Below are 26569 nucleotides of genomic sequence, written 5' to 3'. Positions count from 1 at the left end.
GGAATGCGGTCACCTTGACGCAATAATCGCGCCCTTCGCCGCTTGCACCGATTGTGCGTGCGGCGAAACCAGGGGAGTATGACGTTTTCCACAGGGTCCGGCAGCCTTGCAGACAGGGGATCCGGACTGGTCGGGAGCGAGGTTTGGCGCTGATCTATCTGCTGGAGGACGACCCGGACTGTTCCGCGAGCGTGGAGCAATGGCTGCTGCGCGCTGGCCACCAGGTCAAGGTGTTCGGTCGCCCGCACGAGTTCTTCTACGAGGTGAGCAAGCAGGCCCCGCGCTGCGCCGTGGTCGACTGGCGGCTGCCCGAGATGGAGGGCATCGATGTGGTGGCCCGCCTGCGGCAGCTGCTGGGCCCGGGTGTGGGTGCGGTCATGCTCACCGGCCTGGACACCGAAGAGGCCGTGGTGCGGGCGCTCAAGGCGGGCGCGGACGACTACATCGTCAAGCCGGGCTCGGAATCCGTGGTGGTGGCGCGCATCGACGCCCTGCTGCGGCGCATGACGCCTGCGGCCAGCACCTTGACGGCCATCGAGCGGCCGCCCTACCGGCTGGACTTCGGCCGCCGCGAGGTGACCGTGGACGGCCGTGCCGTGGACCTGGCGCCGCGCGAGTTCGACCTGGCCTGGATCCTCTTCAGCGAGCCGGCGCGCCTGTTCACGCGCCAGGAACTGCTGGCGGCGGTGTGGGGTCGCAACCACGAGGCCGGCGTGCACACCGTGGCGCAGCACGTCTACCTCATCCGGCGCAAGCTGGCGCTCACCGAGCACGGCTTCCGGCTGAATGCGGTGTACGGCACGGGCTACCGGCTGGAAGTGCCCGCCGACGCCGTCGCCTGAACGGGCCGCGCCATGGCGCTGGCATCCCCCCCGCTGCACGACGCGGGCGCCTGGCCCGACTGGCCCGACCGGCCCGCGCCCGAGGCAATGGCGTGGCTGAAGGAGCGTGGCCGGCTGTGCGAGCTGCAAGGCCGCGGCGACGAGGCCCTGGAATGCCTGATGTGGCTGGGATGGTTCGCCGGGCAGGGGGGCGACGAGGACGGGGCCCACGCGCACCTGCGTGCCGCGGCGGCTCTCGCGCGGCGGGAGCCGGCCACGGCGCAGCGTTGGGCAGACCGCCTGGCCGTGGTGGGCGCGGAGATCGACACCGACCATGGGCGCCATGCGCGCGCCCAGGCCACCTGCCGCGGCCTGCTGGAGCGGGCGCGCGCCCGGGGCGACGAGGCGCTCATGCGCCATGCGCTGTTCTGGTCGGCCACCGGGCTGGGGCACCTGGGCGAGCACGACCTGGCCGTGGAGGCGTTCGCCGAGGCGCGCCAGCTGCTGCTGTCGCGGCCCGAGGCGCTGCCCGCGCACGACCGCTGCGTCGCGCTGGGCCGCTACGAGGCCGGCCAGGCGCAGGTGTGGCTGATGCGAGCCGGGCTGTTGCTGGAGGCCGGTGCGGAAGACGCCGCCCGGGACGCCATGGCGCGCGCCCGGCGGCTGGGCGAGGCGGCCTGCGAGGCGCTCGCCGGGGCCAGCCCGCGCTTCAGCCAGGCGGCGCTGTTCTGCCTGGTGCGCGTGCTGCTGGAGGCGGACGAACCCCTGCAGGCCCGTCAGTGGCTGCAGCGTGTCGAGGCGGGCGGTGACCGCGCCGGCCGGCCGGCGCCGGACAGCCTGGCGATGGCGCATTGGCGGCTCAGCCAGGCCCTCGTCGACCTGCGCAGCGGCGAGCGTGACCCCACCGAGGTGCTGCAGCGCCTGGACGCCCTGGAGACCATCGGGCACCCCCGCGTGCGGCAGGGTGACCTGCTGCTGGCCTGGCTGCGCTGCCGTTTCGAGGCCTTCGAGCAAGCCGGCCGGTACGAGGACGCCCTGCACACCCAGCGCCGCTGGGTGGACGCGAAGGCCCGGCTGCGGGCCCGCCTGGCCCGGGAACACGGGCGCTGGACGGAGGAAACCATGACCGCCTGGCGCACGGAAGCGCAGGCCGTCATTCGCACGGTGGTGCGGGCGCCCTTGCAGCAGGCAGCGCAGGAACTGCAGGCCCTGGCCGGTGATGCCGGCGGCACCGCGCCCGCAGGCCGGACGGGCCTCCAGCGTGCGAGCCACAGCGTGCAGCGCGCGGTGGACATTGCCGACCAGTACCTGGGCGTGATCCGCGCCGAACACCTGCGGCCCGAGGACCTGTCCGTGCTGGACCTGGCCGCGCTGGTGGACGACGTGTGCGAGCAGATGGCGCCGCCGCCCGGCGCGCCGGTGCGCCTGGAGCGGGAACTGCACCGACCCACCTTCGTCCGTGGCGACACCGCCTTGCTGATGCGCGCCCTGGGCAACCTGATGAGCAATGCGTTCAAGCATGCGCCGGCCGGTAGCTCCGTGCGGGTGAGCCTCACGCACGCCGACGGGGCGGCATGGCTGTCGGTGGCGGACCGTGGCCCCGGGCTCGCGCTGGACATGCGCGCGCGGCTGTTCCAGCGGTTCAGCACCTCGGCCGTGCGCAAGGGCAACGGCCTGGGCCTGGCGATGGTGGCCCGCGCGGCCCGGGTGCACGGGGCGCGCATCGAGGTGGACAGCGAGCCGGGCTGCGGCACGACGGTGCGCCTGCTGCTGGAGTCGGTGCCGCATGTCGACTGAGCGGCCGGTGCCCATGGCCCCCGAGGTGATCGACGCGGGGACCGACGCCTTCTTCGATCGCATGCAGCCTCTTCTGGGTGCGCGGCCCGCGGACGCCCTGCGCATCGCCACCGACGAACAGCACCGCGCCGACGCTCTCGGGGACCGCCTGGCCGTGGTGCGGGCGTTGCTCGTGCAAGGCATGGCCCGCAGTGCGCTTGGCCACCCCGAGCGCGACGAGACGCTGGCGCGCGCGCTCGCACTCGCGCAAGCCGAGGCAGAACCGCTGACGCTCGTGAGGGCCACCAACGCGCAGATCGTCGTGGACGTCCTGAGCGGGCGCTATGCAGATGCCCTGTGGCGCGGACAGGAAGTGCTGGGCATGGCCCATGCGCTACGACGCACCGACCTGTTGTGGCGCCTGACGCTCAACATCGGCAGCGCGCTCAGCCTGATCGGTGAGTACGAGATGGCCATCGGCATGTACCGTGAGTGTCTCGATCTGCTGAAGGGGGAGTCCGAGGAGATCCGCCAACAGCGGCACCAGACGATCAACAACATGGCATGGTCGTGGATGGGCGTTGCGAGGATCGCCACGCTGGAGGACAACCCGGCGGTGGCGCGTGAGGCCTTGGGGGTCGCGCGGCGGTTCGCCCAAGGCGCTTGCGAGGGGAGCCTGGCCGAGCCCAACGGCTGGCTCAGGGCCAGCTCACTGGACACGTTCGTCGGTGTACTGCTCGAGCTTGGAGAGGTGGACGAGGCCGCTCGCTGGGTGCACCGCGTCGGAGAGCAAAGCCCTGGCCTGCTGGTCCGGGGAACGTCCATCTGGGGCATCTTCACGCTGGCCCGGTGCCGCGTACTGCTGGCCACCGGCACCGCCGCCCTCGACGAGGTGCTGTCCGATCTCCATGGAGTCGAGCAGATGCCGGGGCCCCTGTTCAAGAGCGGCGACATGCATGCCTCGCTCCATCGGTGTCTGTGCGATGTGCTGGCCCGCGCGGGCCGCCACCGTGAGGCGCTGGTGCACCGAGGGAAGTGGCTCCAGTTCGAGGCCCGCACACAGAGCCTGTTGGCACGTGAGCACGCCATGGCGGTGCAGCGGACGCTCGATACCCTTCGCGGAGAGACCGAAGAGTTCATCACGCACGACCTGCGCAACCCGTTGGGCGCGGCACGCGTGCAGCTGGGTGTGCTCGACGGTGGCTGGGTGGAACCGGCGAGGCGCATCGACGCCATGCTCCAGCAAGCCACCCAGGCGGCCGACCACTACCTGGTGATCCTGCGCACCCGCCACCTGCGGCGGGCGGCGCTGCAGCCGCTCGAGCTGGCCGAGCTGGTGGACGACGCCGCCGAGCAGCTGGCGCCTCCCGCGGACACCGGCCGCCGCCTGGCGCGCGACCTGGACTGGGGGGTGGTGGTGCGTGGCGACCGCATCGCGCTGCTGCAGGCGCTGCAGGCGCTGCTGCGCCTGGCCCTGGCGGCCCAGGGCGCGCGCGAGGTGCACATCTCCCTGCGGTGCTCGGGAGGCGTGGCCACGGTGGGCATCGCCGCGGTGGACGACGGCTGGGCCCGGTCGCTCGACGAGCTGCTGCGCGCAGGGGGGGCCGGCGACGGCCACTCGGCCGAGGGGCTGCGCGCCTGGATGGTGGCGCGCGTGGCTCGGCTGCACGACGCCCGCGTGGAGGTGCAGGCCGATGCCACGGACGGGCTGGCCCGGGTGAGCTGGCACTTCCCGCTGGCCGACCCCGCCCGCTGAGGCGCCCACCGCCCCTGCGCGACAATCGTGCATGGACGATGCCTTGCTGTCTTCGCCGGATGCGGACGCCCTGGCGAGCCTCGCCCGGCGGGCGCGCTTTCTGGAGGCGCTGGCCCAGGGCCTGGCCGGCGGCACCTTTCGCCGCCTGGTGCTGGCCAAGCCGCGCGGGGCGGGTGACCTGCTGCGCGTGAGCGTGCGGCGGGTGGACCTGCGCGGTGTGCCGCACCTGCAGTTCCTGGCCCAGCACCGCACCCGCGAGCTCACCGAGAACCTGTCGCTGGCCGAGGGCCAGGCGCGCATCGACGCGCAGCTGGGAGCGCCCTTCCAGCATGCGCACCTGTTCACCGCGGCGGAGGAGCTGCAGCTGCTCATCAGCAAGCGCGGGCGCATGGCGCTGCGGCGCTCGCGCATCGCTGGCGTGGACGAGCCCGGCGACAGTGCGCCAGGGGCGGACGCCGCCGAGGGCGGGGCGGCAACGGGCCACGCGCGGCGCAAGCAGCGCCTGCTGCCGCTGGATGCGCCGTTCCTGCACGCGCTGGGGGTGGTGGACGCCGGGGGCGGCCTGGTGCCGGCCATGGCGCGCAAGTGGAAGCAGATCAACAAGTTCGTCGAGGTGCTGGACCACGCGCTGGACGAGGCCGGCCTGGCGCAGGGCGAGCCGGCGGCCGATGCCCTGCCGCTGCAGGTGGTGGACTTCGGTGCCGGCAAGGGTTACCTCACCTTCGCCACCCACTACCACCTGGCGCACCGCGGCGGCGGCCGGGGCTGGCCGGTGCACACGCTCGGCGTGGAGCTGCGCCCGGAGCTGGTGCGCCTGTGCAACGAGGCGGCGGCTGCCTGCGGCATGGCCGGCCTGCATTTCGAGTGCGGTGACGTGAGCCGCGTCACGCCGGCGCACGTGGACGTGATGATCGCGCTGCATGCCTGCGACACGGCGACGGACCACGCGCTGCATGCGGGCATCCGTGCCGGCGCCGCCGTGATCCTGAGCTCGCCGTGCTGCCACAAGCAGATCCGGCCGCAGATGAGCCTGCCGCCGGTGCTGCGCCCGCTGCTGCGCCATGGCATCCACCTGGGCCAGGAGGCCGAGATGGTGACCGACAGCCTGCGCGCGCTGCTGCTGGAGTCGCACGGCTACGACGCCCAGGTGTTCGAGTTCGTCGCGCTGGAGCACACCAGCAAGAACAAGATGATCCTGGCCGTGCGGCGGCGCCAGCCGCTGCCCGCTGCGCGCCAGCGGGCGCTGCAGGCGCAGATCGCGGAGATCAAGGCCTTCTACGGCATCCGCGAGCATGCGCTGGAGACGCTGCTCGCCGAGCCGGCCCCGGCGGCCTAGCGGCGCCTCACCGCCCGCAGGCGCGGCCGATCACCTCGGCCAGGCGGGCCAGGTCCAGCGGCTTGGCCACGTGGTCGTTCATGCCGGCGGCCAGGTAGGCTGCACGCTCCTCCACCATGGCGTTGGCTGTCATGGCGATGATGGGAATGCGGGCCACCGGGGCATTCAGCGCGCGGATGGCCCGCGTGGCGGCCTCGCCGTCCATGCCAGGCATCTGGATGTCCATGAGGACCAGGTCGTACTGCGCGGCCTGCACCTGGCGCACGGCCTCGAAGCCATCGGCCACGATGTCGCTGTAGTGGCCGAGGTGGTCCAGCATGGCCTTGATGAGGATCTGGTTCACGCCGTTGTCCTCGGCCACCAGGATGCGGCAGGGCGCCTGGCCCGTCGGCGCCGGGCCGTCGGCGCGGGGGGCGGGCGTGTCGCTGCCGGCCGGCGCCGCCGGCTGCACCACCTCCAGCGGCAGGCTGACGGTGAAGGTGCTGCCGGCGCCGGGGGTGCTCTGCACCTCGATGCGGCCCTTCATCAGCTCGACGATCTCCTGGCTGATGGCCAGGCCGAGCCCGCTGCCGCCGTGGCGCCGCGCGGTGGACGAGTCGCCCTGCGTGAAGTGGCGGAACAGGCGGGGCAGGGTGTCGGCGTCGATGCCGATGCCGGTGTCGCGCACGGTGATGATGAGCTCGACGCGCTGCCCGGGCAGCGGTCGGTGGGTGAGCTCCACGTCGACGCGGCCCTGCGACGTGAACTTCAGCGCATTGCCCACCAGGTTGAACAGCACCTGGCGCAGGCGGCTGGGGTCCCCGCGGGCGCGCGCGGGTGCACCGGGCGCGGCGTTCATGCGCAGGGTCAGGCCCTTGCCCTCGGCGCGCACGGCCAGCAGCGACACCACCTCGTTGACCGTGGCCACCGGGTCGAACTCGACGATCTCCAGCTCCATGCGGCCGGCTTCCACCTTGGACAGGTCGAGGATGTCGTTGATCAGGGTGAGCAGCGTCTGCCCGGACGAGCGGATCAGCTCGGCGTAGCGCCGCTGCTCGGCCGTGAGCTGGGTGGTGAGCATGAGCCCGTTCATGCCCAGCACGGCGTTCAGCGGCGTGCGGATCTCGTGGCTCATGGACGCGAGGAAGCGGGACTTGGCGCGGTTGGCCGCCTCCGCGTCGGCCTTGGCGCGGGCCAGGGCCCGCTCGGCCGCGGTGACGTCGTGGTAGACGGTGATGACGCCGCCATCGGGCGTGTGGCGTTCCAGGGCCTGGATCACCCGGCCATCGGGCAGCACCTGCTCGTGCTGCCCGTCGTGCACCCGGTGGATGGCCATGCGGCGCTGCACCCAGGCATGCTGGTCGTCCGCACCGGCGTCCGGCATGATGGCGTTGACCGTGATGAGCACCAGGCGTTCGAAGGACACGCCGGGCGCGAGCACCTCGCCCAGCCAGGGGTACATCTCCACGAAGCGCGGGTTCCACGCCACCACGCGGTCCCCGGCGTCGCACAGCAGCAGGCCGTCGGCCATGGAGGCCAGCGCCTGGTCGAGCACGGTCTTGCTGCGGTCCAGCTCGGTGCGCGCCTCGGCCAGCCGGCCCAGGTGCCAATGGGCGAAGGCGCCGGCGCCGGCGGCCATGAGCAGCAGCAGCACCGTGCCGCCGATCACGAAGCGACGCTGCTCGTGCACGTCGGCCAGGGCGGCCTCCAGCGGAATGGACGCGGCCACCAGCAGCGGCCGGTACAGCACCGGGCGCACGGCCACGAGCGCCGGCTCGCCGCCGATGCGTGACGGGGCCTGCTCCGCATGGCCGGTGGCCTGTGCCTCGCCCAGGGGCTGGGGCAGTCGCTGGCCGACCAGGGCCTCGTGGGGCGGCACGCTCACCAGCAGCTGGCCGTCGTCGCGCTCCAGCGTGGCCACCAGGCCCTGGATGTCGGCTGCCTGCGCCATCAGGCCGCCCACCAGGGCCGCGGGCACCTCGGCCACGGCGAGCAGGCGCGTGCCGGGCGCGGCCTCCACGGGCCGCGCGAAGTAGATCATGCGTTCCGCGGTGACGAAGTTGACCAGCGGCGCGCTGATCACCAGCTGCGGCGAGGCCAGCGCCATGGCGTCGCGCACGAAGCCGGGCGGCAGCGGCAGGCCCAGCCGCAGGCTGTCCGGCTGGGCCGAGGCGAGCACCGTGCCGTCCGCGCGCAGCAGCAGCAGGTCGCGCACCAGCAGGTTCTGGCCGATCACGTTGCGCAGCTGGGCCTGCACGCCGTCGAGCGAGGGGCCTGCGGTCTGCCCGGCGGTGGGGCGCAGCAGGGCCTCCGTGCCGGCCAGCATCACATCCACGCCCAGCAGGGTGCGGTTGAGCGTGGCCTCGGCACCGGCGATGAACCGCTCGGTGCGCTGGCGCGCCTGCTCCAGCGCTTCACGTTCCTGGCTGCCGATGAGGGCGGCGGCCGCGGCCAGCACGGTGCCCACGAACACCGCGACGAAGGCCGCGATGATCCACTGGGCGCGAACCGGTGGCCGGGTCAAGGCTGGCGCGCCGCGCTGCGGCGCAGGTCGATGCCGCTCAGCGGCGCCAGCGTCTCCTGCCACGCATCGGCGCAGGCGGGGCCGCATCGCTTGACCCAGCGGGCGGTGACGGTGGCGAGGATGTCGCGGCGCCGCTGTTCGTCGGCGGCCGTGGGCGATTGCGCGCGCATGGCCCCGGTGCCGCCCGCGCAGGCGCCGGCGGTGGTGCCGGCGGTGGTGCCGGGGGCGGCGCTGGCGCCGGTGAGGCAGCGCACGCCTTCGCCGGTCTCGCGGTCGGACTCGGCCCAGATGGCCTGTTCCAGCCGCAGCAGCTCCTGCTTGAGCGCGGGCCGCAGGTCGGCCGGCAGGGCGGCCCATGCCCCGGCATTGGCGGCGAAGATCGACATGCCCCAGGTGACCGGCATGGTGTAGAGATGGCTGGTCTGCTTGTGCAGGCCAATGGTGTAGCCCGACATGCTGCCCGTGATCGCGCATTCCGCGCTGCCGTTGCGCAGCGCCTGGCCCAGCTCGGCGAAGGGCATGGCCACCGGCTTGCCACCCAGGGCCTCGATCCAGTCGGACTGCGTGGGGCTGGAGGTGCGCACGCGCCGGCCGGCGAGATCGTTCAGGCCCTTGACCGGCCGCTTGCAGAACAGCATCTGCGCCGGGTAGGTGTAGACGGCCAGCAGCTCGATGCCGTGCCGCTCACGCAGCATCTTCTCGAGGAACGGCCGGTAGGCGGTGGCATGGCGGCGCAGCGTGGCGGCATCGGGGTTCAGCCCGGCGAGGTCGGGCGCGCCGATCAGCGGCTCGTCGGCGGCACTGAGCGACAGCAGCACGGTGCCGAAGGGCACCACGCCCAGCTGCACCAGGCGCAGCATGTCCTGCCCGCGGATGCCGGCGCGGTCGAAGGGCACGATGTCCGCCCGCAGCCGCCCGCCCGACAGGCGCGGCAGCTCCTGCGACCAGAAGGGCTCCTCGTGGCGGGTGTACTGGTTCAGGCCCGCCAGGCCGCCGACCACGCGCAGGTGGGTGGGGGCCGCCGGGGCGGCGGCCGGCGCGGACGCGGGTGCGGCCGGCGGTGGCGTGCCGGCGGCCTGGGGCCCGGGCGCCAGCAGGGTGAGGGCGGCGGCCAGGAAGGAAAGGGTGCGAGGCCTCGCTGGGGTCATGCCGGTTCGTCGTTGGCGGTCGTGGAACCGGCCACGCCGGGAGAAGCCCCGTGGCCGTGAAACGAGTATGGCAGGAAGGAAGGAGGATGTGTCTCGGCGTCTTCGCGGGGGCGGGCCGCCGGCCACACAATCGCGGCCGTCATCCACCGCCGCATTGCGGCCAGAAGAAGGAGGCCGCCATGGCCATGCTCGTGCTGGGTCTGTTGCTGTTCCTGGGAGTGCACTCCGTGCGCGTGGTGGCGCCGCAGTGGCGCGAGCGCATGCGGGCCAGGCTCGGCGAGGGGCCCTGGAAGGGTGCCTACAGCGTGCTGGCGCTGCTGGGCTTCGTGCTGCTGGTGTGGGGCTATGGCCAGGCGCGGCAATCGCCCGTCGTGCTGTGGACGCCGCCGGTGGCGTCGCGCCACCTGGCCAGCCTGCTGACGCTGGCGGCCTTCGTGCTGGTGGCCGCGTCCCAGGTGCGCGGCAATGCCATCCAGGCGCGGCTGCAGCATCCGATGCTGCTGGGCACCAAGCTGTGGGCGTTCGCCCACCTGCTGGCCAACGGCACGCTGGCCGATGTGCTGCTGTTCGGCGGCTTCCTGGCGTGGGCGGTGGTCACCTACCGGGCCTCGCGCCGGCGTGGCCCGGTGGAGGTGGACGTGCGGCCGGGCCGCACGGCGGTGGCCGTGGTGGCGGGCGTGCTCGCCTGGGCGGCGTTCGCCTTCTGGGCCCACGCCGCGTGGATCGGCGTGCGGCCGTTCGGCTGAGCCCTCAGCCGCGGCGCGGCGGGGTGGCCGCGGCGCCGAACAGGCGGTCGAAGAGCTGGCTGCCCATGATCTCGCGCACCTGCAGGCCCGTCAGCGATTCGTCGAAGGGCCCCGGCTGCGCCAGCTCGGCTTCCAGCGGCAGCGCCAGGTCCACCGGCAGCGTGTCGGCCCAGCCCGGGCTTTCCGGTGCCTTGGTGATGGCCAGGGGCGGCAGCGCGTCCAGCGGCGCGGGCCAGGTCAGCGGCGGCAGGTCGCGCGGGGGCGGGCGATGCGGGCGTGGGGCGTGATAGGGTTTCATGGTGTCCCTCCGGCCGGTCACAGATCCGGCACTGCAGGACACGAACGTTAGGGCCGAGCGCGGCGGGACAAGCGCCGAAACAAGCGGCGCAGTCGGGCGCAATTCGTTACGAAGCGTCACGGCCGGGTCATCCGACGCGCCTAGCGTGCGGGCCTTTCCCCCTGGAAGGAGACAGCCCATGCGACGCGTCATTCATGCCTTGCCCCTGCTCGTTGCCTGCCTGGCGGCCACCGGAGGGGCGCAGGCCAGGCTGCCCCAGCTGGACGGCGCGCCGCTGGTGATCGGCCACCGCGGCGCCCCCGGCCACCTGCCCGACCACACGCTCGAGGGGTATGCGCTGGCCATCGAGCTGGGTGCCGATTTCGTCGAGCCGGACCTGGTGTCCACCCGGGACGGCGTGCTGATCGCCCGGCACGAGCCCAACCTCATCGCCACCACGAACGTGAAGGACATGCCCAAGTTCGCCTCGCGCAAGCGCGTGGCGCTGGTGGACGGCGTGGCGGAGGAGGGCTTCTTCGCCAGCGACTTCACGCTCGCCGAGATCAAGGAGCTGCGCGCCGTGCAGCCCATGGCCGGGCGTGACACCGCCTACGACGGCCAGTACCGCATCCCGACCCTGCGCGAGGTGATCGCGCTGGTCAAGCGCAAGACGCTGGAGAAGGGCCGCACCATCGGCCTGTACCCGGAGACCAAGCACCCCACCTTCCACAAGGCGCTGGGGCTGCCGCTGGAAGACAAGCTGCTGGCCGAGCTCACCTTCGCCGGATGGAACGACCGCCAGGCGCCGGTGTTCATCCAGAGCTTCGAGACGGCCAACCTGCGCGAGCTGCGCGCCAAGACCGCCGTGCGCCTGGTGCAGCTGGTGGATGCGGACGGGCTGAACCCGGACGGCACGCTGAGTTACGCGCCGCCCTATGACAAGCCCTATGACTGGGTGGTGTCCGGCCGCGCCGGCACCTTCGCCGACCTGGTGACGCCCACCGGGCTGTCGGAGGTGGCCACGTACGCGGATGGCATCGGCCCGTGGAAGTACTACCTGCAGTCCACCGCCTGCCGGGTGGTGAGCCAGGGCGTGTGCCAGGACGCCAACGGCGACGGGCTGGTCAACGAGGCGGACCGCCGCGTGCTGCCGCCGACCCGCGTGGTGGCCGACGCCCACGCCCGCGGGCTGCTGGTGCACGCGTACACCTTCCGCAGCGAGCCGTCGCGGCTGCCGCTGGAGGACGCGGGCATGCCGACGCACGAGTTCGAGCGCTTCTTCGCGCTGGGGGTGGACGGTGTGTTCGCCGACTTCCCGGACAGCGCCGTGGCGGCCAAGGGCAAGTTCCTGCTGGAGCGCTCGCCCGGCTTCCGCCAGTGCCTGCTCAAGGCGACCGGCTGCGGGCGCTGAGCCGGCCGACCCCGGCAGCGTCGAGGCGGCGCGCCTCAGCCCAGCAGCGACAGCAGCTGGCGCCGCCAGCCGGTGGCGTCCTCCCGCAGCATCGCCACCGCGGCGTACTGCTGCAGCCGCGCCTCGGCCTGCGCGCTGGCGCTGCTGAAGGGATTGGCCCGCGTGAGCCGGTCGTAGGAACGGGCGGCCGCCTCGTAGCGCAGTTCCGCGCTGTCCACCACGTTCTCGAGCCGGCGCATGCCGGCGCCCACCCGGGCGCGGTGCGTGCCCACCGCCTCCAGCGCGCCGTCCAGGCTGTCCACCACGCTGGCGCTGCCGGCGGCCGTGGCCAGGCGGGCGCCGGCGGCCGCCACCAGATCGGGCTGCTGGCGCAGGTCCGGCGTGGTCAGCGTCATCGTGTCCCACGGGCCGGTGCCGGTGTTGATGGGCCGGTCGCCGGCCTCCTCGGCCAGGATGCGCTGGCCGTTGAAGCGGGTGGCGCCGACCACCCGGCCCACTTCCTCGCCCAGCGCCTGGTATTGCGCGTCCAGGCTGCCGCGGTCGGCGTCGGACAGGGTGCCGTTGCGCGCCTGCAGCGCCAGCTCGCGCATGCGCTGCAGGCTGGCCTGCACCTGCCCCAGGGCGCCGTCGGCGGTCTCCGCGAGCGACAGGCCGTCCATGGCGCTCTGCCGCACGATGCGCTCGCCGCCGATGCGGCTGGCCAGGCGGGCGGCGATGGCCACCCCGGCCGCGTCGTCGGCCGCGCCGTGGATGCGGCTGAGCGTGGACAGCCGGCGCGTGGCCAGCTCCCAGCGGGTGCGGGCCAGGTCGAGCGACCGGGCGGCGACGGGAGCGGGGGGCGTGGACAGGCTCATGGCGGGCAGGATCGTCCGTTGCCGGCCCCTCGGTGAGCGTGGCGCGCGACAAGGCGGCGGCGCGCGTGAAATACGTCACCACACACTTCCTCAAGTTCGCCTGTCAACGGCCACCGCCCGCCAGCGGTTATCCTTTGCACCTTCGGGCGCCGCGCGCGCCCGTCGGCGGTTCGGCGCCGGCACAGGCCGAAACACTCAAGCAACAGGGCCCCGTGAGCATCGCGGGCCTGCTGACCAAGGATATGGAACTCCCATGCGTATGAACAAACGCCACCTGATCGGCCTGATGGCCGCCCTGCCCTTGGCGTGGCTGGCCGGCTGCGGCGGCGGCGACGACAGCAATGACGCCAACGTGCGTCTGGTGAACGCCAGCGCCGGCTATGCGTCGCTCGACCTTTACGTCAAGGACGACCTGGAGATCTCGGCCGTCGATTTCGGCACGGGCAGCGACTACACCGGCGTGTCCTCCGGCGACAGCGTCGAGAACGTGCTCACCTCGGCGGGCTCGACCACCGAGCTGCTGAACCAGTCGCGCACGCTGAGCTCGGGCAAGAAGTACACGATCATCGCCTACGGCTGGGAAGGCGCCCTGAAGTCGGTGATCTTCACCGACGACGAGGACAAGGCCGACAGCAACAAGACCAAGGTGAGCGTGTTCAACGGCGCCGTCGGTGCCGGTTCGGTCGACGTGTACCTGACCGGCGAGGACGAGTCGCTGGAGTCGGTGGAGCCCATCCAGTCGGGCGTGGCCGAAGGCGCGAGCGGCAACGGCTACGCCACGGTCACCTCGGGCACGTACCGCCTGCGCGTCACCGCGGCCGGTGACACCGACGACCTGCGCCTGGACGTGTCCGGCGTGGTGGTCGAGAGCACCGACGTGGTCAACCTGGTGCTGAGCCCGGGCGCCGGCGGCGTGCTGGTCAATGCCATCGGCGTGGTCCAGGGCGGCGACGTCACCCCCTACCTCAACACCAAGGCGCGCATCCGCGTGGTGCCGGCCGTGGCGGGTGGCGCGCGCGTCACCGTGACCGCGGGTCCCACCACCGTGGCCTCGAACGCCGTGTCGCCCAGCATCGGCCAGTACCAGCTGGTCACCGCCGGCACCATGACGCTCGCCACCAACGTGGCCGGTACCGACCTGCCCGACCAGGCCATCACCCTGGCGGCCGGTGCCGACATGACGGTGCTGGTCACTGGCACCAGCGTCGCCGAGGCCACCGTCAACGCGATCACCGACGACAACCGCCTGCCCACCACCACCTCGCGCTTCAAGGTGCGCCTGGTGCACGCCGCCCCGAGCCTGGCCGAGCGGCCGGTGACGATGGCCATCAACTCCAGCCAGGTCGTGTCCAACCTGGAGTTCGGTGCGGCGAGCGATTTCGAGACGGAAGTGGCGGTCAACGACGCGCGTCTCGAGCTGTCGGAGCCGAACGAAGGCATCTTCTACTCCGACGCCGAAGTCGACTTCATCACGGGCTCGGTCTACACCGTCTTCGTGTTCGACTACGCCGACGGCCCGAGCGTGGTGCTGACCACCGGCCGCTGAGGCCCGCTGGCTCCCGGCCAGCCCCCACGAAAAAGCCGCCCTCCGGGGCGGCTTTTTTCATGGCGCGGCGCGGCCCGCGGGCTGGGAGGGAGGGGCTCAGTCCCGCGGTCGCCAGGCGGGGCTGCGGTCGGGCAGCGCCGGGCGCACCGACGAGATGCGGTCGTGCATGCCGCCCGAAAGGGCGTGCCGGCCGGGGCCCAGGGTGATGCAGCGGCCGTGGAACACCGAGTCGGTGCACACCTGCCACAGCCCGGCATGCACCTCCACCGACGAGGCCAGGTCGCCGAAGCCCGACCGCCCCAGGTACTCCACCGGGGCGGTGACCATGAGTTCCCGGCCGGAAAAGTCGCCGTGCTCGTACAGCGTCAGCCCGCCGTGCGCCGGCAGCGGCTGATGTCCCGGGCCGAACACGGGGCGCAGGGAGGAGGCCTCGTCGTGCAGGCCGCCGGACAGGTGGTGCCGGCCCGGGCCCAGCACCACGCAGGTGCCCTCGTAGTGGGAGTCCCGGCAGATCTGCCATTGGCCGCGCCGCACCTCCAGGGACGAGACGCGGTCACCCATGCCCAGCTTGCCGAGCGACGGGACCGGCCCGTCCACGGGCAGGCCGGGCCCGCGGAAGCCGCCGTCGTTGTAGAGCACCACGGCCGCCCGGGCCAGCGTGTCGTCGGCCGGGGAGCCGGGCGTGCCCGGTGGGCCGGCGTGGGGCCGGGCCGAGCTGATGTGCCGCTGCAGCGCAGGCGGCAGATCCGCATGCGGGCCCGGGCCGAGCACCAGGCACTGGCCACGCCAGCCCGGCTCGGTGCACAGCTCCCACTGGCCGCTGCGCACCACCACGGAGCGGGTGCGGTTGTCGAAGCCGTAGTCCGCCAGCTGCGACAGCGGGCGGTCGAGCCCCAGGGCCATGCCCTGGAAGCCGGGCTGCTCGTACAGCTCCAGCGGCGCGGCCCCGGCGGCCGCGCTGGCGGCGCACAGCGCCAGCAGCGGGCCCAGGCGGGCGGGACGGGGGGCGGCGAGGCGCAGGCGCGCGCGGCGAAGGGGTGGCGGCATGGCGGGGCGCCCTCGCGGCGCCCCGGGGCGGTCAGCCGAAGCGGCCGGCCCGGAAGTCCTCGACGGCCTGGAAGATCTGGTCGTGCGAGTTCATCACGAAGGGCCCGTACTGCGCAATCGGTTCGCGCAGCGGCCGGCCCGCGACGAGCAGCGCCCGGGCGGGGGCGCCGCCCGCCTGCAGCCGCACGCCGTCCGCGCCCGGGTCCTGGGCCAGGATGGCCATGCGCTGGCGGGCCACCGGGGTGCCGCCCACGTCCACCTCGCCGCGGTACACGTAGACGAAGGCGTGGTGGCCGGCGGGCAGCGGCTGCTCGAAGACCGCCCCGGGGGACAGGTGGACATCCAGGTAGACCGGCTCGGTGTGCGGGCGCTGCACCGCCCCGGCCACGGCGGTGTCGCCCTGGCCCGCCTGGCCGGCGATCACGGTCACGTCCACGCCCGCCGCCTGCCAGTGCGGCAGCGCCTCGGCCGGGATGTCGCGGTACGCGGGGTCGACCATCTTGTCGCGCGCCGGCAGGTTCAGCCAGAGCTGGAAGCCCTCCATGCGGCCTTCCTCCTGCTCGGGCAGCTCGCTGTGGATCAGCCCGCGGCCGGCGGTCATCCACTGCACGCCGCCGTTCTGCAGCAGGCCTTCGTGGCCGGCCGAATCGCGGTGGCGCATGCGCCCGGCGATCATGTAGGTCACCGTCTCGAAGCCGCGGTGCGGATGGTCGGGGAAGCCGGCGATGTAGTCGGCCGCCTCGTCCGAACCGAAGGCATCCAGCATCAGGAAGGGGTCCAGGCGGTGCTGCAGGTCCTGCGTCAGCACGCGGGTCAGCTTCACGCCGGCGCCGTCCTGCGTGGCACGGCCGGTGACCAGGCGCTCCACCCGCCGCGCGTGCTGCAGCGAGCCGGCTGCGGAGGGGGCGGGGGTGTCGGGCGCGTGCATGGGAAGCCTTTCGTGGGGGTCGGCGGCGAGTCAGCCGCCATCAGGGGGCCAGTGTGCCGCGATCGCGGCGGGTGCACGGGGGCGGCGGGCAGGGCCCTCAGGCGGGCGTGGCCTCGACGGCCGCGGCGAGCTGCTGCGCGATCTCCGCGCGGGCGGCGGCCAGTGCCCGGGCTTCCGCCTCGGGCCCCATGGCCACGCCCTCGGCGTAGATGAAGCGCACGTCCGTCATGCCGAGGAAGCCCAGCACCGAGGTGAGGTAGGGCACCTGGCTGTCCGCCGGCGTGTCGCGGTAGATGCCGCCGCGGGCGAGCACCGCGTACACGGTCTTGCCGGTCAGCAGGCCCACCGGGCCCTTGTCGGTGTACTGGAAGGTCACGCGGGACCGGGCGATGGCGTCGATCCAGTTCTTGAGCTGGGCGGACACACCGAAGTTGTACATGGGCACGCCCAGCACCACGACGTCGGCTGCCTGGATCTCGGCGATCAGGGCGTCGTCCAGGGCGACGCGGGCGGCCTGCTCGGCGCTGCGCGCCTCCGGCGGGGTGAACAGGGCGCCCAGCGCGGCTTCGTCCAGCACCGGATGCGGCTGGCGCGCGAGGTCGCGCACGGTGAGCGTGGCCTCGGGGTGCGCGGTGCGCAGGCCGGCCACCAGCTCGCTGGCGAGCCGGCTGGAATGCGAGCCCTGGCCGTTCTCGAACACGCGGGCGCTGGAATTCACTTGGAGGATGTGCATGGCGGGCTCCGGGTGGGGGTGCAGTGGGGATGGGGCCACTGTATTGATGGGCTGTGTCCGGATAAACCTGTCCATGTGCACATCTCTGTTCCATCGGTGGAACAATCCGCCGCATGGATTGCCCCATCGACCCCGGTGACCTCGCCCTCTTCGCCCACGTCGTCGACGCCGGCAGCTTCACCCGCGCGGCCGAGCGCCTGTCGCTGCCCAAGTCCACCGTCTCGCGCCGGCTGTCCGCGCTGGAGGCGCGGCTGGGTGAGCGGCTGATCCGGCGCACCACCCGGCGCCTGGCCGTCACCGAATTCGGCACCGCGGTGCTGGCCCATGCGCGCCAGGTGGTGGCGGAGGTGGACGGGGCGCTGGCCCTGGCGGCCCACCGGCAGGTGCGCCCCAGCGGCCACCTGCGCGTGTCCATGCCGGGCGACCTGGCCATGCTGGCCCTGGGCGGGGCCATCGAGCGCTTCGTGCAGGACCATCCCGCCGTCACCCTGACACTGGACCTGTCGCCGCGCCGGGTGGACCTGCTCGCCGAGGGCTACGACCTGGCGCTGCGCATGGGCGAGCTGCCGTCCGATTCGCTGCTGGGCGCCCGGCGCCTGGCCTGGTTCGCGGCCGGGCTGTTCGCCTCGCCCGCCTGGGTGGCCGCGCATGGCCAGCCGGCCCACCCGGATGCGCTGATGTCGGGCGCGCCGCAGGCGCTGCTGGTGGCGGGCCAGGGGGGTGAGGCGATGCCCTGGCGCCTGGTGCGCCTGGACGCGCAGCACGAGGAGGCGCCGCCCCTGGAGGCGTGGCAGGGCCTGCCGCCGGCGCGCATGCTGGCGAACGCGCCCGCGCTGCTGCTGCAGCTGGCGCGCGCCGGCCTGGGGGTGGCGCTGGTGCCGGATTTCTTCGCCGCGCCGTCGGTGCGCAGCGGCGAGCTGGTGCGCGTGCTGCCGGACTGGCGCCCGGCACCGTCCGCTGCCTGGGCGGTGTTCCCCGAGCGGCGCCTGATGCCCGCCAAGACCCGCGCCTTCATCGATGCGCTGATCGCGGCGCTGGCCCCCTGCCGGGAGCCGGGGGTGGACGTGTGTGCCGCAGCGGCCGGGGGCGTGGCGCCGCGGCCGCCCGAGGCGCCGGCGGGTCAGCCGGCCGAGCGGTCGTCGAGGTGAGCCCGCACGGCCTCGATCACCGTCTTCTGGCTCTCGGTCTGCGACAGCGTGTGGTCGGCGCCGGCCACCATGAGCATGCGGAAGTTGGGCTGGCTGGCCATGAGCTTGCCGCGCGGCCCGATGTGGTACTCGAGGTAGTCCAGGCCGTCGTCGGATTCGGCCACGATGAGCAGGATGTCGGTGCCGCGCTGGCTCAGCAGGCGCATGTTGGCCAGGACGTTCTCCTCGTCCGGCGCGCGGCCGAGCAGCCGCCGCGTGGCGCGCTGGGCCCGCACGCGCGTGAGCGCGGCCAGCCGGCCGGCGATGCCCCGCACGTCGATCTCGCCCTTGAGCAGCCGGCGGTAGGTGGCCGGCTGCAGCATGGCCCGGCGGTAGTAGTGGCTGGACTTGTAGCTGCGCTGCATGGCGCTCTGCAGCGTCTCGCCCTCCTGCCAGTCGAGGCGGCGGGGGTTGATCAGCACCAGGCCGGTGACGCGCGGGTCCGCCAGGGCCGTCTGGAAGGCCACGTACGCGCCGGAGCACAGGCCCACCAGGATGAAGCGCCGCACGCCCAGCTCGCTCAGCCGCGCAATGGCCGCGCCCACATCCACCGTGGACGCCTTGGAGTACAGGCGCGTGCTGGCGTAGCCGGCGGCGGTGCGGCTGTCGCCGATGCCGGCCAGGTCGAATCGCAGCGAGCGGTAGCCGCGCGCCGCCCAGGCGCGGGCCATCTTCACGTACAGCCGGTTGGGCCCCACCCGGTGGTTGGTGCCCACGTTGATCATGAGGATGGCGGTGTCGGCGCGGCCCTCTGCGCCGGCCAGGTCCTCGGGCTCGGCCAGGACGCCGAACAGTCCGTGGCGGTCGCCCTGGTCATGGCCGAACAGCAGCGGGATCTCGCGCACGCCGCCGAACACGGCCGGGCGCTGCAGCGGCGCCTCGGGCTCGGGCAGCGGCGCGGCGTCGTCGAGCGCCGGCTCCCCGGCCACCAGCCAGTCGACGATGCCGTCCAGCGTCTCGCGTGGCACGTCCACCTCGTGCGGCTCGGCCATCATGGCGGTGTAGCCGGGCCACTCGACCACCGTCGTCTCCACCCCGGCCGCCGACCAGGCCGCCGGCAGCGGGCCCGCGCCCGGCAGGTCGTCGCGGCCGATGAACAGCGCACGGCGGGCCGGCAGCGCCTGGCCGGGTGCCAGCCTGGCGTCCAGCGCCTGCAGGTCGGCGAGCGTCTGCGCGGTGTAGAGCGTGCCCAGGGTCTCAAGGTCGTCCGCGTCGCTGGCGCCGGGCCGGGGCGCGTGGTGCCGCAGGGTGCCCGCCGCACGCAGCTCGCGCACGAAGCCGCGGCCGGCGGCGAAAGGTGCCCACAGCACCATGGACGCCACGCCGCCGCGCTGGCTGGCGACCTGGGCTGCCAGCGTGGCCCCGATGCGCACGCCGAACAGCGCCAGCCGTGGCGTGCCGCCCAGGCGGCCCACCTCCTGCAAGGCGGCGTCGATGCAGGCCTGCCAGGCGGCCACGCGGTCCGGGTCGGCGTCGGTGCCGATGGAGTCGCCCGTGCCGTGGTAGTCGAACCGGATCACCGGAAAGCCCGCACGCGCCAGGCGCTCGGCCAGCTGGGTGTAGGTTTCGTAGGCGCAGGTGCCCTCGTAGCCCACGGGGCGGCACAGCACCACCCCGGTGGCGCGGCGCTGGCCGGCCGGGGCGTGGTACCAGCCGAAGCAGCGTGTGGCCTCCTCGCCGAAGGCGATGGGCAGCGCGCCGGGGGCCGTGGCGGCTGGCGCCTGCTCGGCCGGGCGGCCGCGGGTGGCCGCGTCCGGCGGTCCTTCGCGGGGCGGCTGTCGCAGGGCGGCAGTGGGCAGGGCGCTCATACAGGCGGGAGGCGGGGATCGGGCGGCGCGCATCGCGGGCGCAAGCATTTCAGTATAGGGTTGCACCCGCTGGCGCGCCCGCCCCAGGGCATGGGGGCCGGCGTGGTGCGCCGCATTCCTTCCACACGGGACAACACAGCGATGAAAGCCATCTTCAAGGACGTGGTGGTCGCCGAGAGCGACGACACGGTGGTCGTCGAAGGCAACCACTACTTCCCCGACTCCGCGCTGAAGCGCGAATACACCACCTTCTCCAACCACCGCACCAGCTGCGCCTGGAAGGGCCAGGCGCACTACCTCAGCCTGCTGGTCAACGGCGAGATGCTGCCGGACGCCGTCTGGTACTACCCCGAGCCCAGCGAGGCGGCGGCCGAGATCCGCGGGCGGGTCGCGTTCGGCCGCGGCGTGCAGGTCGTCGAGTAGCGCGTGGACTTGGCCCGGCTCACCGTCGTGCACCGGCGGCGGCTGCGGGCGGTCTGGCGCTCGGCCGGCTGGCCCTGCCAGGACCTGGTCGAGGTGGAGCTGCTGGCCGCGGGCTGGCTGGAGCGCGTGCGCGACGCGGCCGGGCGGGACACCCTGCGCGTGACCGACGCCGGCGTGCAGGCCCTGGCCGACACCCTGCAGGCCAACCGGGACGTGCGCGAGCCGCACGAGGCCCTGGTGGCGCGCGTGGCGCGCGAGATGCAGCGCGCCGGCCGCATCGTCTGGCGTGGCCTGGCCCTGCGTGCGCCCTTGCCCGCGCCGGCGGCCGACGAGGGGGCCGCGCCCGCCACCCGCTGGGTGGTGGCCATGCCGGACGTCTATTCCATCCGCCACACCACGCGCGAGGACCAGGCGCTGCCGGTGGTGCACGAGGTGAAGGTGCGCCGGGCCGACCTGCTGGGCGAGCTGCGCCGGCCCGACAAGGCCGAGGCCTACCGCGCACTGGCCAGCGAGTGCTGGTACGTCCTGAAGGCCGGCATCGCCTCGGCGGACGAGATCCCGCCCGCCTTCGGCGTGATGCAGGCCCACCCGTCGCCCGACGGCGGCTTCGGCGCGCTGGAGGTGCTGCGTCCCGCCCCGCGCCGGCCCTACCTCGTGCCCTTCGCGGTGTGGATGGCGCTGGCCCGCGCCCCGGCCGACCCCGCCGACGACGACGCGCAGGCGGCGCTCGGCGAAGGCCAGGCGGCCGGCGAGTGAGCCGCGCGCCGCGTCAGCCCAGGCGGTCGATCTGCAGGTAGCTGCTCTTGGTGGCCTGCAGCAGGCTGCCGGCCACCTTGTGCTCGACGAGGCCATAGACGCGGTCGCCGGCCTCCAGGCGGGTGGAGGCGGTGTGCAGCACCATCCAGGCATCCCCGTTGGAGCCGCGCGTGCGGGTGCTGCTCATGGCCACCACCCGCAGCGTGCCGGTGGGCACCTGGATGACGCCCGCCCCGCCGGGGTTGAACAGCGACACGCGCACCCGGTTGTCGGCGATCACCCGCGCCTGCACGATCAGCCGGGTCAGCGCGTCGTCGGGCATCTGGGCCGCGCTCAGCCCCGTGTGCGAGGCGGTGGCGGTGTCGCCGGGGCGCACGGTGCCGCCCAGATCCGCCACCGTCACGTCGGTGGAGACCACCGCGCCGGGCGGCAGCGGCGGCGGTGCCCACGTGCCCTGGTAGCGCGCCGTGGCCGGAGGGTCGGAACCGGGCAGGTTGGCGAATCCCAGCCGCTCGTGGGCATCGATCGGCGTGTCCGGCTGGCCGGCGGCCTGGCACCGGATGCCGATCTTGCGCAGGTCGATGTCGCGCTCGGACTTGGCGTCCCAGTCGCAGGAGAAGACCAGCTCGTACACGCCCGACTTCTGCACGAGCACCTTGCCGTCGGGCTGCAGCACCACGCCGTCGCCCTCCTGGAACACGGTGTCCGTCCAGGGCACCAGGCCGAAGGTGTCGGCCGGCACGGCGAAGTCGCGCGCCAGCCGGAAGCGGGCGCGCGACAGGGGGCCGGCGGCCCGCACGGCCGCCGGTGCCGCCGCGGCGAGCAGGGCGGCCGTGGCCAGCACCAGCTGGCGCCGGCTCGGCCCGGCGCGGCGGGGCCGGTGGACGGCGAAAGGGGAAGGGGGGGGGCTCATGCGTGTCCTCCTGCGGTGATGTGGAGCGGGAGCGCCCGGGCCGGGCAGGCCGCGGGGGCGACGCGGCCCCGGCGGTGCCGGGGGGGCGCGAACTGTTCCACAATCGCGCGGCGCCCCCCATCCCCAAGGCGCCGGGCCCGCCACGAGCAGCCTGCCCGACGAAAGGAACGCCCATGAGCCGTCCCCACCCGCTGCGCCCCCTGGCGCCTGTCGCCCTGGCCTGCGCCCTCGTCGCCCTCGCGCCGGCCGTGCAGGGCGGGCCCGCCCCGGGCGCCGCGGCGCAGGTGGCGTGGATCCCGGCGGCCGCGGACGCCGACGTGGAGCGCGCCTTCGCCCAGGGCAGGGCCGAGGGCAAGCCGGTGCTGGTGTACTGGGGTGCCCAGTGGTGCCCGCCGTGCAACCAGCTCAAGGCCACCCTGTTCAACCGGCAGGATTTCATCGAGCGCTCGAAGAGCTTCGTGCCGGTGCAGATCGACGGCGACCTGCCCGGTGCGCAGAAGCTGGGCCAGCGCTTCAAGGTGCGCGGCTACCCCACGATGATCCTGTTCAGCCCGCAGGGCAGCGAGATCACCCGCCTGCCCGGCGAGGCCGATGCGCCGGCCGTGATGGCCGTGCTGCAGATGGGCCTGGCCGGCGGCCGGCCGGTGAAGGCGGTGCTCGCCGACGCACAGGCCGGCCGCCCCCTGTCGGGCAACGACTGGCAGCTGCTCGCCTGGTACTCGTGGGACACCGACGAGGCCCAGCTGGTGCCGGCGGCCCAGCGGCCGGCCCTGCTGGCGCGCCTGGCCGGCGCGTGCCCGGCCAGCCAGCCGCAGGCGCAGACGCGGCTGATGATGAAGGCCCTGGCCAGCGCGGGCGACGCGCCCGGCGGCGGCGCGCCGGCGGACGCGGCCGCGCGCCAGCGTGTCAGCCGCCTGCTGGCCGACCCGGTGGCCAGCCGCGCGCACATGGACGTCCTCGTCAACTTCGCCCCCGACCTCGCCAAGGCGCTGGCGCCGGCGGCCGGGGCGCAGCGCGATGTCATGGTGCGCGCGCTGGACGGTGCACTGGTGCGCCTGGCGGCCGATGCCACGCTGTCCCGCGCCGACCGCATGTCCGCGCTCATCGGCCGGGTGGAGCTGGCGCGGCTGGGCCAGCCGGAGGACACGGTGCGCCCGCGCCTGCCCGCGTCGCTCGCGAAGGACGTCCAGGCGGCGGCGGCACGCGCCGACCGTGAGGTGACCGACGGCTTCGAGCGCCAGGCGGTGATCACCGCGGCCGCCCATGCCCTGGCCCAGGCCGGCCTGTGGGAGGACAGCGACGCGCTGCTGAAGGCCAGCCTGGCCAGGAGCCACTCGCCCTACTACCTGATGAGCCAGCTGGGCGGCAACGCCAAGCGGCAGGGGCGCCCGGAGGAGGCCCTGCGCTGGCACGAGCAGGCCTTCGACGCGAGCAAGGGCCCCGCCACCCGCCTGCAGTGGGGCGCGTCCTACGTGGCCGCCCTGGTGGAGCTGGCGCCGCAGGACGAGGCGCGCATCGAGCGTGCCGTGGCCGCGCTGATCCGCGAGGCGGCCGCCCAGCCGGGCGCGTTCTACGAGCGCAGCGCGCGCGCCATGCAGCGCGTGGGCGACCAGCTGGCCAAGTGGAACGGGCAGGGGGCCCACCAGGCGGTGGTGGCGCGGCTGCGCGGCCAGCTCGCGCCGGTGTGCGAGAAGCTGCCGGCGGACGACAGCCAGCGCGCGAGCTGCGACGCGGTGCTGAAGAAGACGGCCTGAGCGGTGCCCTGCCCGGTGGGCGGGCTTCACCGTCCATGCCGGTCGGCCGGCGTTCCGTCCGGCGCACCCGGCGCTTCGTCGCATGGTGGGGGCCCCGGCCGGGGCGGCTGCGAACAATCGGCTGCTTCGACAACACCCCCCGAAGGAGACCTGCCATGCGTTCCCGCCTGTCCCTGGCGCTCACTCTCGTCGCGCTGGCTGCTGCCGGCCCCGTCCTGGCCGAGAGCGTGCCGCCGCAATTCCCGCTGCGCGACTTCTTCCGCAACCCCGACCGGGCGTACTTCCGGCTCAGCGACGACGGCCGCTGGCTGGGCTTCATGCAGCCCGCCGCGGGCGAGGGCGGTGGCACGAAGCGCATGAACGTGTTCGTGCAGGCGCTCGATGGGGGCAAGCCCGTGGGCGAGGCGAAGCAGCTGAGCTTCGAGAGCGCACGCGACGTGGCGATCTTCCGCTTCAAGGGCAACGGCACGGTGCTGTACGAGAAGGACTTCGGCGGCGACGAGAACGTGCGCGTGGTGGCGGTGGACGTGGCCAGTGGCAAGCTCACGCCGCTGACGCCCGAGGGCGGCGTGCGTGCCGGCATCGTGGACGAGCTGCGCGACGACCCCGAGCACATCCTGGTGCAGCACAACCAGCGCGACAAGCGCGCCTTCGACGTCTACCGGGTGAACGTGCGCAGCGCGGCCGCCACGAAGGTGGCCGAGAACCCCGGCAACATCCTCGACTGGACCAGCGACCATGCCGGCCGGGTGCGCCTGGCCGTGGCCAGCGATGGCGTGAACAACACGCTGCTGTACCGCGCCACGGAGGCGGATCCGTTCAAGCCGCTGCTGAGCACCGACTTCCGCACGCAGGTGGCGCCGGGGCTGTTCGATTTCGACAACCGGCGCTTCTATGCGCTGAGCAACCGCGGCCGCGACAAGGTGGCGCTGGTGCGCATCGACCCCGAGCGCCCGGATGCGGAGGAGGTGGTCTACCAGCACCCGAAGGTGGACCTCGGGCCGGTGGCCTACTCGCGCGAGCGCAAGGTGCTCACGCACATCGACTTCCAGGTGGAGAAGCCCGAGCGGCACGTCTTCGACCCGGTGATGGCCCGCGTATTCGAGCGCCTGCAGCGCCAGCTGCCGGGCATGCAGGTGATGCTGCAGAGCAGCGACCGGGCGGAGAACCGCTTCGTGGTGGCCGCGTTGAGCGACCAGACACCGGGCACGCGCTACCTCTACGACGCGCGCACCGACACCCTGAGCAAGCTGGGCGACATCAACCCCACGCTGCCGGCCGCGCAGATGGCGCGCATGACCCCGGTGCGCTACACGGCGCGCGACGGGCTGGAGATCCCCGGTTACCTCACCCTGCCGGCCGGCCGCGCGCCGAAGAACCTGGCCTGCATCGTGAACCCGCACGGCGGCCCCTGGGCGCGTGACGGCTGGGGCTTCAACCCCGAGGTGCAGTTCCTGGCCAACCGGGGCTACTGCGTGCTGCAGATGAACTTCCGCGGCTCCACCGGCTACGGGCGGCAGTTCTGGGAGGCGTCGTTCGGTCAGTGGGGCCTGAAGATGCAGGACGACGTGACCGATGGGGCACAGTGGCTGGTCCAGCAGGGCATCGCCGACCCGAAGCGCCTGGGCATCTACGGCGGCAGCTACGGCGGCTACGCCACCCTGGCCGGCATCACCTTCACGCCCGACCTGTACGCGGCGGCGGTGGACTACGTGGGCGTGTCCAACCTCTTCACCTTCATGAAGACCATCCCGCCGTACTGGGAGCCGATGCGCCAGCAGATGTACGCCATGGTGGGCAACCCGGACGACCCGAAGGACCATGCCCGCCTGGCCGCCACCTCACCGGCGCTGCATGCCGACAGGATCAAGACGCCGCTGCTCATCGCCCAGGGCGCCAAGGACCCGCGCGTGAACCAGGCCGAGAGCGACCAGGTGGTCGAGGCGCTGAAGAAGCGCGGCGTGCAGGTGCAGTACCTCGTCAAGGAGAACGAGGGCCACGGCTTCCGCAACGAGGAGAACCGCTTCGAGTTCTACACCGCCATGGAGAAGTTCCTGGGGCAGCACCTGAAGCCGTAAACCCACCCGCGGCGCTCCGCAGGAGCCGCCGCCCTCCAAGCGGCGTGCGCGGATCCGGCTTCGCCGGTCCGCTGCGCGAGCCCCCTCGGGGGGCAGCCCCCTGGCAAGGGGGCGTGGGGGTCAACGTTTCAGTCCTTCGGCTTCCAGCGCGGCCTGCACGGCGGGCCGCGCGGCTACGCGCTCGCGGAAGGCCGCGATGTGCTTGAAGCCGGAGATGTCCATGCCGATGAAGCCGGGCCAGTTCAGCACGGTGAAGAGGTAGCCGTCGGCCACCGTGAACTGCTCGCCCATCAGGTACGACTTGCCCTCCAGCTGGCTGTCCACCCAGGCCAGGCGGTCCATGACACGCTGGCGGTAGACCGCCTTGCCGTCCTCCGGGAAGGCGGGGTTGAACAGCGGCGAGAAGCTCTTGTGCAGCTCGCTGGTGATGAAGTTCAGCCACTCCATCAGGCGGTAGCGGCCCAGGCTGCCGTAGGCGGGCGCCAGGCCTGATTGCGGCGCCTGGTCGGCGATGTACTGCACGATGGCCGGGCCTTCGGTCAGGCGCTCGCCGTTGTCGAGCTCGAGCACCGGCACCTGGCTCTTCGGGTTGATGGTATTGAAGTCCGTGCCGTCGGCGAGCTTCTTGGTCTTGGTCGAGGCCAGCGTCAGCTCGAAGGGCAGGCCCGCCTCGCGCAGCGCGATGTGGGGCGACAGCGAGCAGGCGCCGGGGCTGTAGTAGAGCTTCATGGGGTCTCCTTGGGTCAGGGGTTCGGGAACGCGGGGCAT

Annotated in this window: 22 protein-coding genes; 12 read left to right on the top strand and 10 right to left on the bottom strand. The window is 73.5% G+C overall.

The features are described from left to right. Positions 1–143: 143 nt before the first annotated feature. The 4 genes from ACE3UN_RS12415 to ACE3UN_RS12400 are packed head-to-tail and all read left to right on the top strand — an operon-like array spanning position 144 to position 5689. Positions 144–842, top strand: a complete 699-nt coding sequence (locus ACE3UN_RS12415; RefSeq protein WP_374675268.1) for a response regulator transcription factor — start codon at positions 144–146, stop codon at positions 840–842. A gap of 12 nt (positions 843–854) precedes the next feature. Then, the gene (locus tag ACE3UN_RS12410) at positions 855–2618 is read left to right on the top strand and encodes an ATP-binding protein (RefSeq protein ID WP_374675267.1); all 1764 of its coding nucleotides are present in this window, start codon (positions 855–857) and stop codon (positions 2616–2618) included. Then, positions 2608–4353: a hypothetical protein gene (locus tag ACE3UN_RS12405; RefSeq protein ID WP_374675266.1), complete on the top strand. Its 1746-nt coding sequence runs from the start codon at positions 2608–2610 to the stop codon at positions 4351–4353. The genes ACE3UN_RS12410 and ACE3UN_RS12405 overlap by 11 nt, the downstream gene beginning before the upstream one ends. Positions 4354–4384: 31 nt before the next feature. After that, on the top strand, positions 4385–5689 hold the full coding sequence (locus ACE3UN_RS12400; RefSeq protein ID WP_374675265.1) for an SAM-dependent methyltransferase: 1305 nt from the start codon (positions 4385–4387) through the stop codon (positions 5687–5689). Positions 5690–5696: 7 nt separating this feature from the next. On the opposite strand, the gene ACE3UN_RS12395 is transcribed toward ACE3UN_RS12400, so the two are convergent. Together ACE3UN_RS12395 and ACE3UN_RS12390 are read right to left on the bottom strand one after the other, a co-directional pair. Further along, complete coding sequence (locus ACE3UN_RS12395) at positions 5697–8192, bottom strand: ATP-binding protein (protein ID WP_374675264.1); 2496 nt, start codon at positions 8190–8192, stop codon at positions 5697–5699. Beyond that, complete coding sequence (locus ACE3UN_RS12390; RefSeq protein ID WP_374675263.1) at positions 8189–9340, bottom strand: TRAP transporter substrate-binding protein; 1152 nt, start codon at positions 9338–9340, stop codon at positions 8189–8191. The genes ACE3UN_RS12395 and ACE3UN_RS12390 overlap by 4 nt, the downstream gene beginning before the upstream one ends. 179 nt (positions 9341–9519) lie before the next feature. Between ACE3UN_RS12390 and ACE3UN_RS12385 the strand changes: the two genes are divergently transcribed. Continuing rightward, positions 9520–10086: an NnrU family protein gene (locus ACE3UN_RS12385; RefSeq protein WP_374675262.1), complete on the top strand. Its 567-nt coding sequence runs from the start codon at positions 9520–9522 to the stop codon at positions 10084–10086. A 4-nt stretch (positions 10087–10090) separates the two neighbouring features. On the opposite strand, the gene ACE3UN_RS12380 is transcribed toward ACE3UN_RS12385, so the two are convergent. Further along, on the bottom strand, positions 10091–10384 hold the full coding sequence (locus ACE3UN_RS12380) for a hypothetical protein (protein ID WP_374675261.1): 294 nt from the start codon (positions 10382–10384) through the stop codon (positions 10091–10093). Positions 10385–10562: 178 nt separating this feature from the next. Between ACE3UN_RS12380 and ACE3UN_RS12375 the strand changes: the two genes are divergently transcribed. Next, positions 10563–11774 (top strand): glycerophosphodiester phosphodiesterase, encoded by a 1212-nt coding sequence (locus ACE3UN_RS12375; RefSeq protein WP_374675260.1) that lies wholly within the window; start codon positions 10563–10565, stop codon positions 11772–11774. Positions 11775–11809: 35 nt separating this feature from the next. On the opposite strand, the gene ACE3UN_RS12370 is transcribed toward ACE3UN_RS12375, so the two are convergent. After that, positions 11810–12628 carry a flagellin gene (locus tag ACE3UN_RS12370; protein WP_374675259.1) on the bottom strand — a complete coding sequence of 273 codons (819 nt, stop codon included), beginning with the start codon at positions 12626–12628 and terminating at the stop codon, positions 11810–11812. A 253-nt stretch (positions 12629–12881) separates the two neighbouring features. Here ACE3UN_RS12370 and ACE3UN_RS12365 point away from each other — a divergent pair, with 253 nt between their 5' ends. Beyond that, a complete protein-coding gene (locus ACE3UN_RS12365) occupies positions 12882–14174 on the top strand; it encodes a DUF4397 domain-containing protein (protein WP_374675258.1) in 1293 nt (430 codons plus the stop codon). Positions 14175–14270: 96 nt separating this feature from the next. On the opposite strand, the gene ACE3UN_RS12360 is transcribed toward ACE3UN_RS12365, so the two are convergent. From ACE3UN_RS12360 to ACE3UN_RS12350, 3 genes are all read right to left on the bottom strand, one after another. After that, on the bottom strand, positions 14271–15221 hold the full coding sequence (locus ACE3UN_RS12360) for a beta/gamma crystallin-related protein (RefSeq protein WP_374675257.1): 951 nt from the start codon (positions 15219–15221) through the stop codon (positions 14271–14273). A gap of 31 nt (positions 15222–15252) precedes the next feature. Then, positions 15253–16149: a pirin family protein gene (locus ACE3UN_RS12355; RefSeq protein WP_374675256.1), complete on the bottom strand. Its 897-nt coding sequence runs from the start codon at positions 16147–16149 to the stop codon at positions 15253–15255. Positions 16150–16246: 97 nt separating this feature from the next. Further along, on the bottom strand, positions 16247–16882 hold the full coding sequence (locus ACE3UN_RS12350) for an FMN-dependent NADH-azoreductase (RefSeq protein WP_374675255.1): 636 nt from the start codon (positions 16880–16882) through the stop codon (positions 16247–16249). Positions 16883–16995: 113 nt separating this feature from the next. Here ACE3UN_RS12350 and ACE3UN_RS12345 point away from each other — a divergent pair, with 113 nt between their 5' ends. Next, positions 16996–18030 (top strand): LysR family transcriptional regulator, encoded by a 1035-nt coding sequence (locus ACE3UN_RS12345; protein ID WP_374675254.1) that lies wholly within the window; start codon positions 16996–16998, stop codon positions 18028–18030. Here ACE3UN_RS12345 and ACE3UN_RS12340 read toward each other — a convergent pair. Beyond that, positions 18003–19877, bottom strand: coding sequence for an alpha/beta fold hydrolase (locus tag ACE3UN_RS12340; RefSeq protein WP_374675253.1), 1875 nt, complete (start codon positions 19875–19877; stop codon positions 18003–18005). The two genes, ACE3UN_RS12345 and ACE3UN_RS12340, sit on opposite strands and share 28 nt — an antisense overlap. Before the next feature lie 141 nt (positions 19878–20018). Between ACE3UN_RS12340 and ACE3UN_RS12335 the strand changes: the two genes are divergently transcribed. Beyond that, the gene (locus tag ACE3UN_RS12335) at positions 20019–20300 is read left to right on the top strand and encodes a DUF427 domain-containing protein (protein WP_374675252.1); all 282 of its coding nucleotides are present in this window, start codon (positions 20019–20021) and stop codon (positions 20298–20300) included. A gap of 3 nt (positions 20301–20303) precedes the next feature. After that, positions 20304–21056, top strand: coding sequence for a hypothetical protein (locus tag ACE3UN_RS12330; RefSeq protein ID WP_374675251.1), 753 nt, complete (start codon positions 20304–20306; stop codon positions 21054–21056). Positions 21057–21069: 13 nt separating this feature from the next. On the opposite strand, the gene ACE3UN_RS12325 is transcribed toward ACE3UN_RS12330, so the two are convergent. Beyond that, complete coding sequence (locus ACE3UN_RS12325; protein WP_374675250.1) at positions 21070–21969, bottom strand: hypothetical protein; 900 nt, start codon at positions 21967–21969, stop codon at positions 21070–21072. A 173-nt stretch (positions 21970–22142) separates the two neighbouring features. Here ACE3UN_RS12325 and ACE3UN_RS12320 point away from each other — a divergent pair, with 173 nt between their 5' ends. Continuing rightward, complete coding sequence (locus ACE3UN_RS12320) at positions 22143–23723, top strand: thioredoxin family protein (protein WP_374675249.1); 1581 nt, start codon at positions 22143–22145, stop codon at positions 23721–23723. A 155-nt stretch (positions 23724–23878) separates the two neighbouring features. Further along, entirely contained in the window at positions 23879–25801 is a 1923-nt protein-coding gene (locus ACE3UN_RS12315) for a prolyl oligopeptidase family serine peptidase (RefSeq protein ID WP_374675248.1), read from the top strand. A 120-nt stretch (positions 25802–25921) separates the two neighbouring features. Here the strand turns inward: ACE3UN_RS12315 and gstA are convergent, their stop codons facing one another. Beyond that, the gene (gene gstA, locus ACE3UN_RS12310) at positions 25922–26530 is read right to left on the bottom strand and encodes a glutathione transferase GstA (protein WP_374675247.1); all 609 of its coding nucleotides are present in this window, start codon (positions 26528–26530) and stop codon (positions 25922–25924) included. Positions 26531–26569 lie beyond the last annotated feature (39 nt).

Source organism: Ideonella sp. (assembly GCF_041918995.1).
Classification (GTDB): Bacteria; Pseudomonadota; Gammaproteobacteria; order Burkholderiales; family Burkholderiaceae_C; genus Ideonella.
Note: the sequence above shows the minus strand (reverse complement) of the source record. Positions and strands in the feature narration are given on the sequence as shown.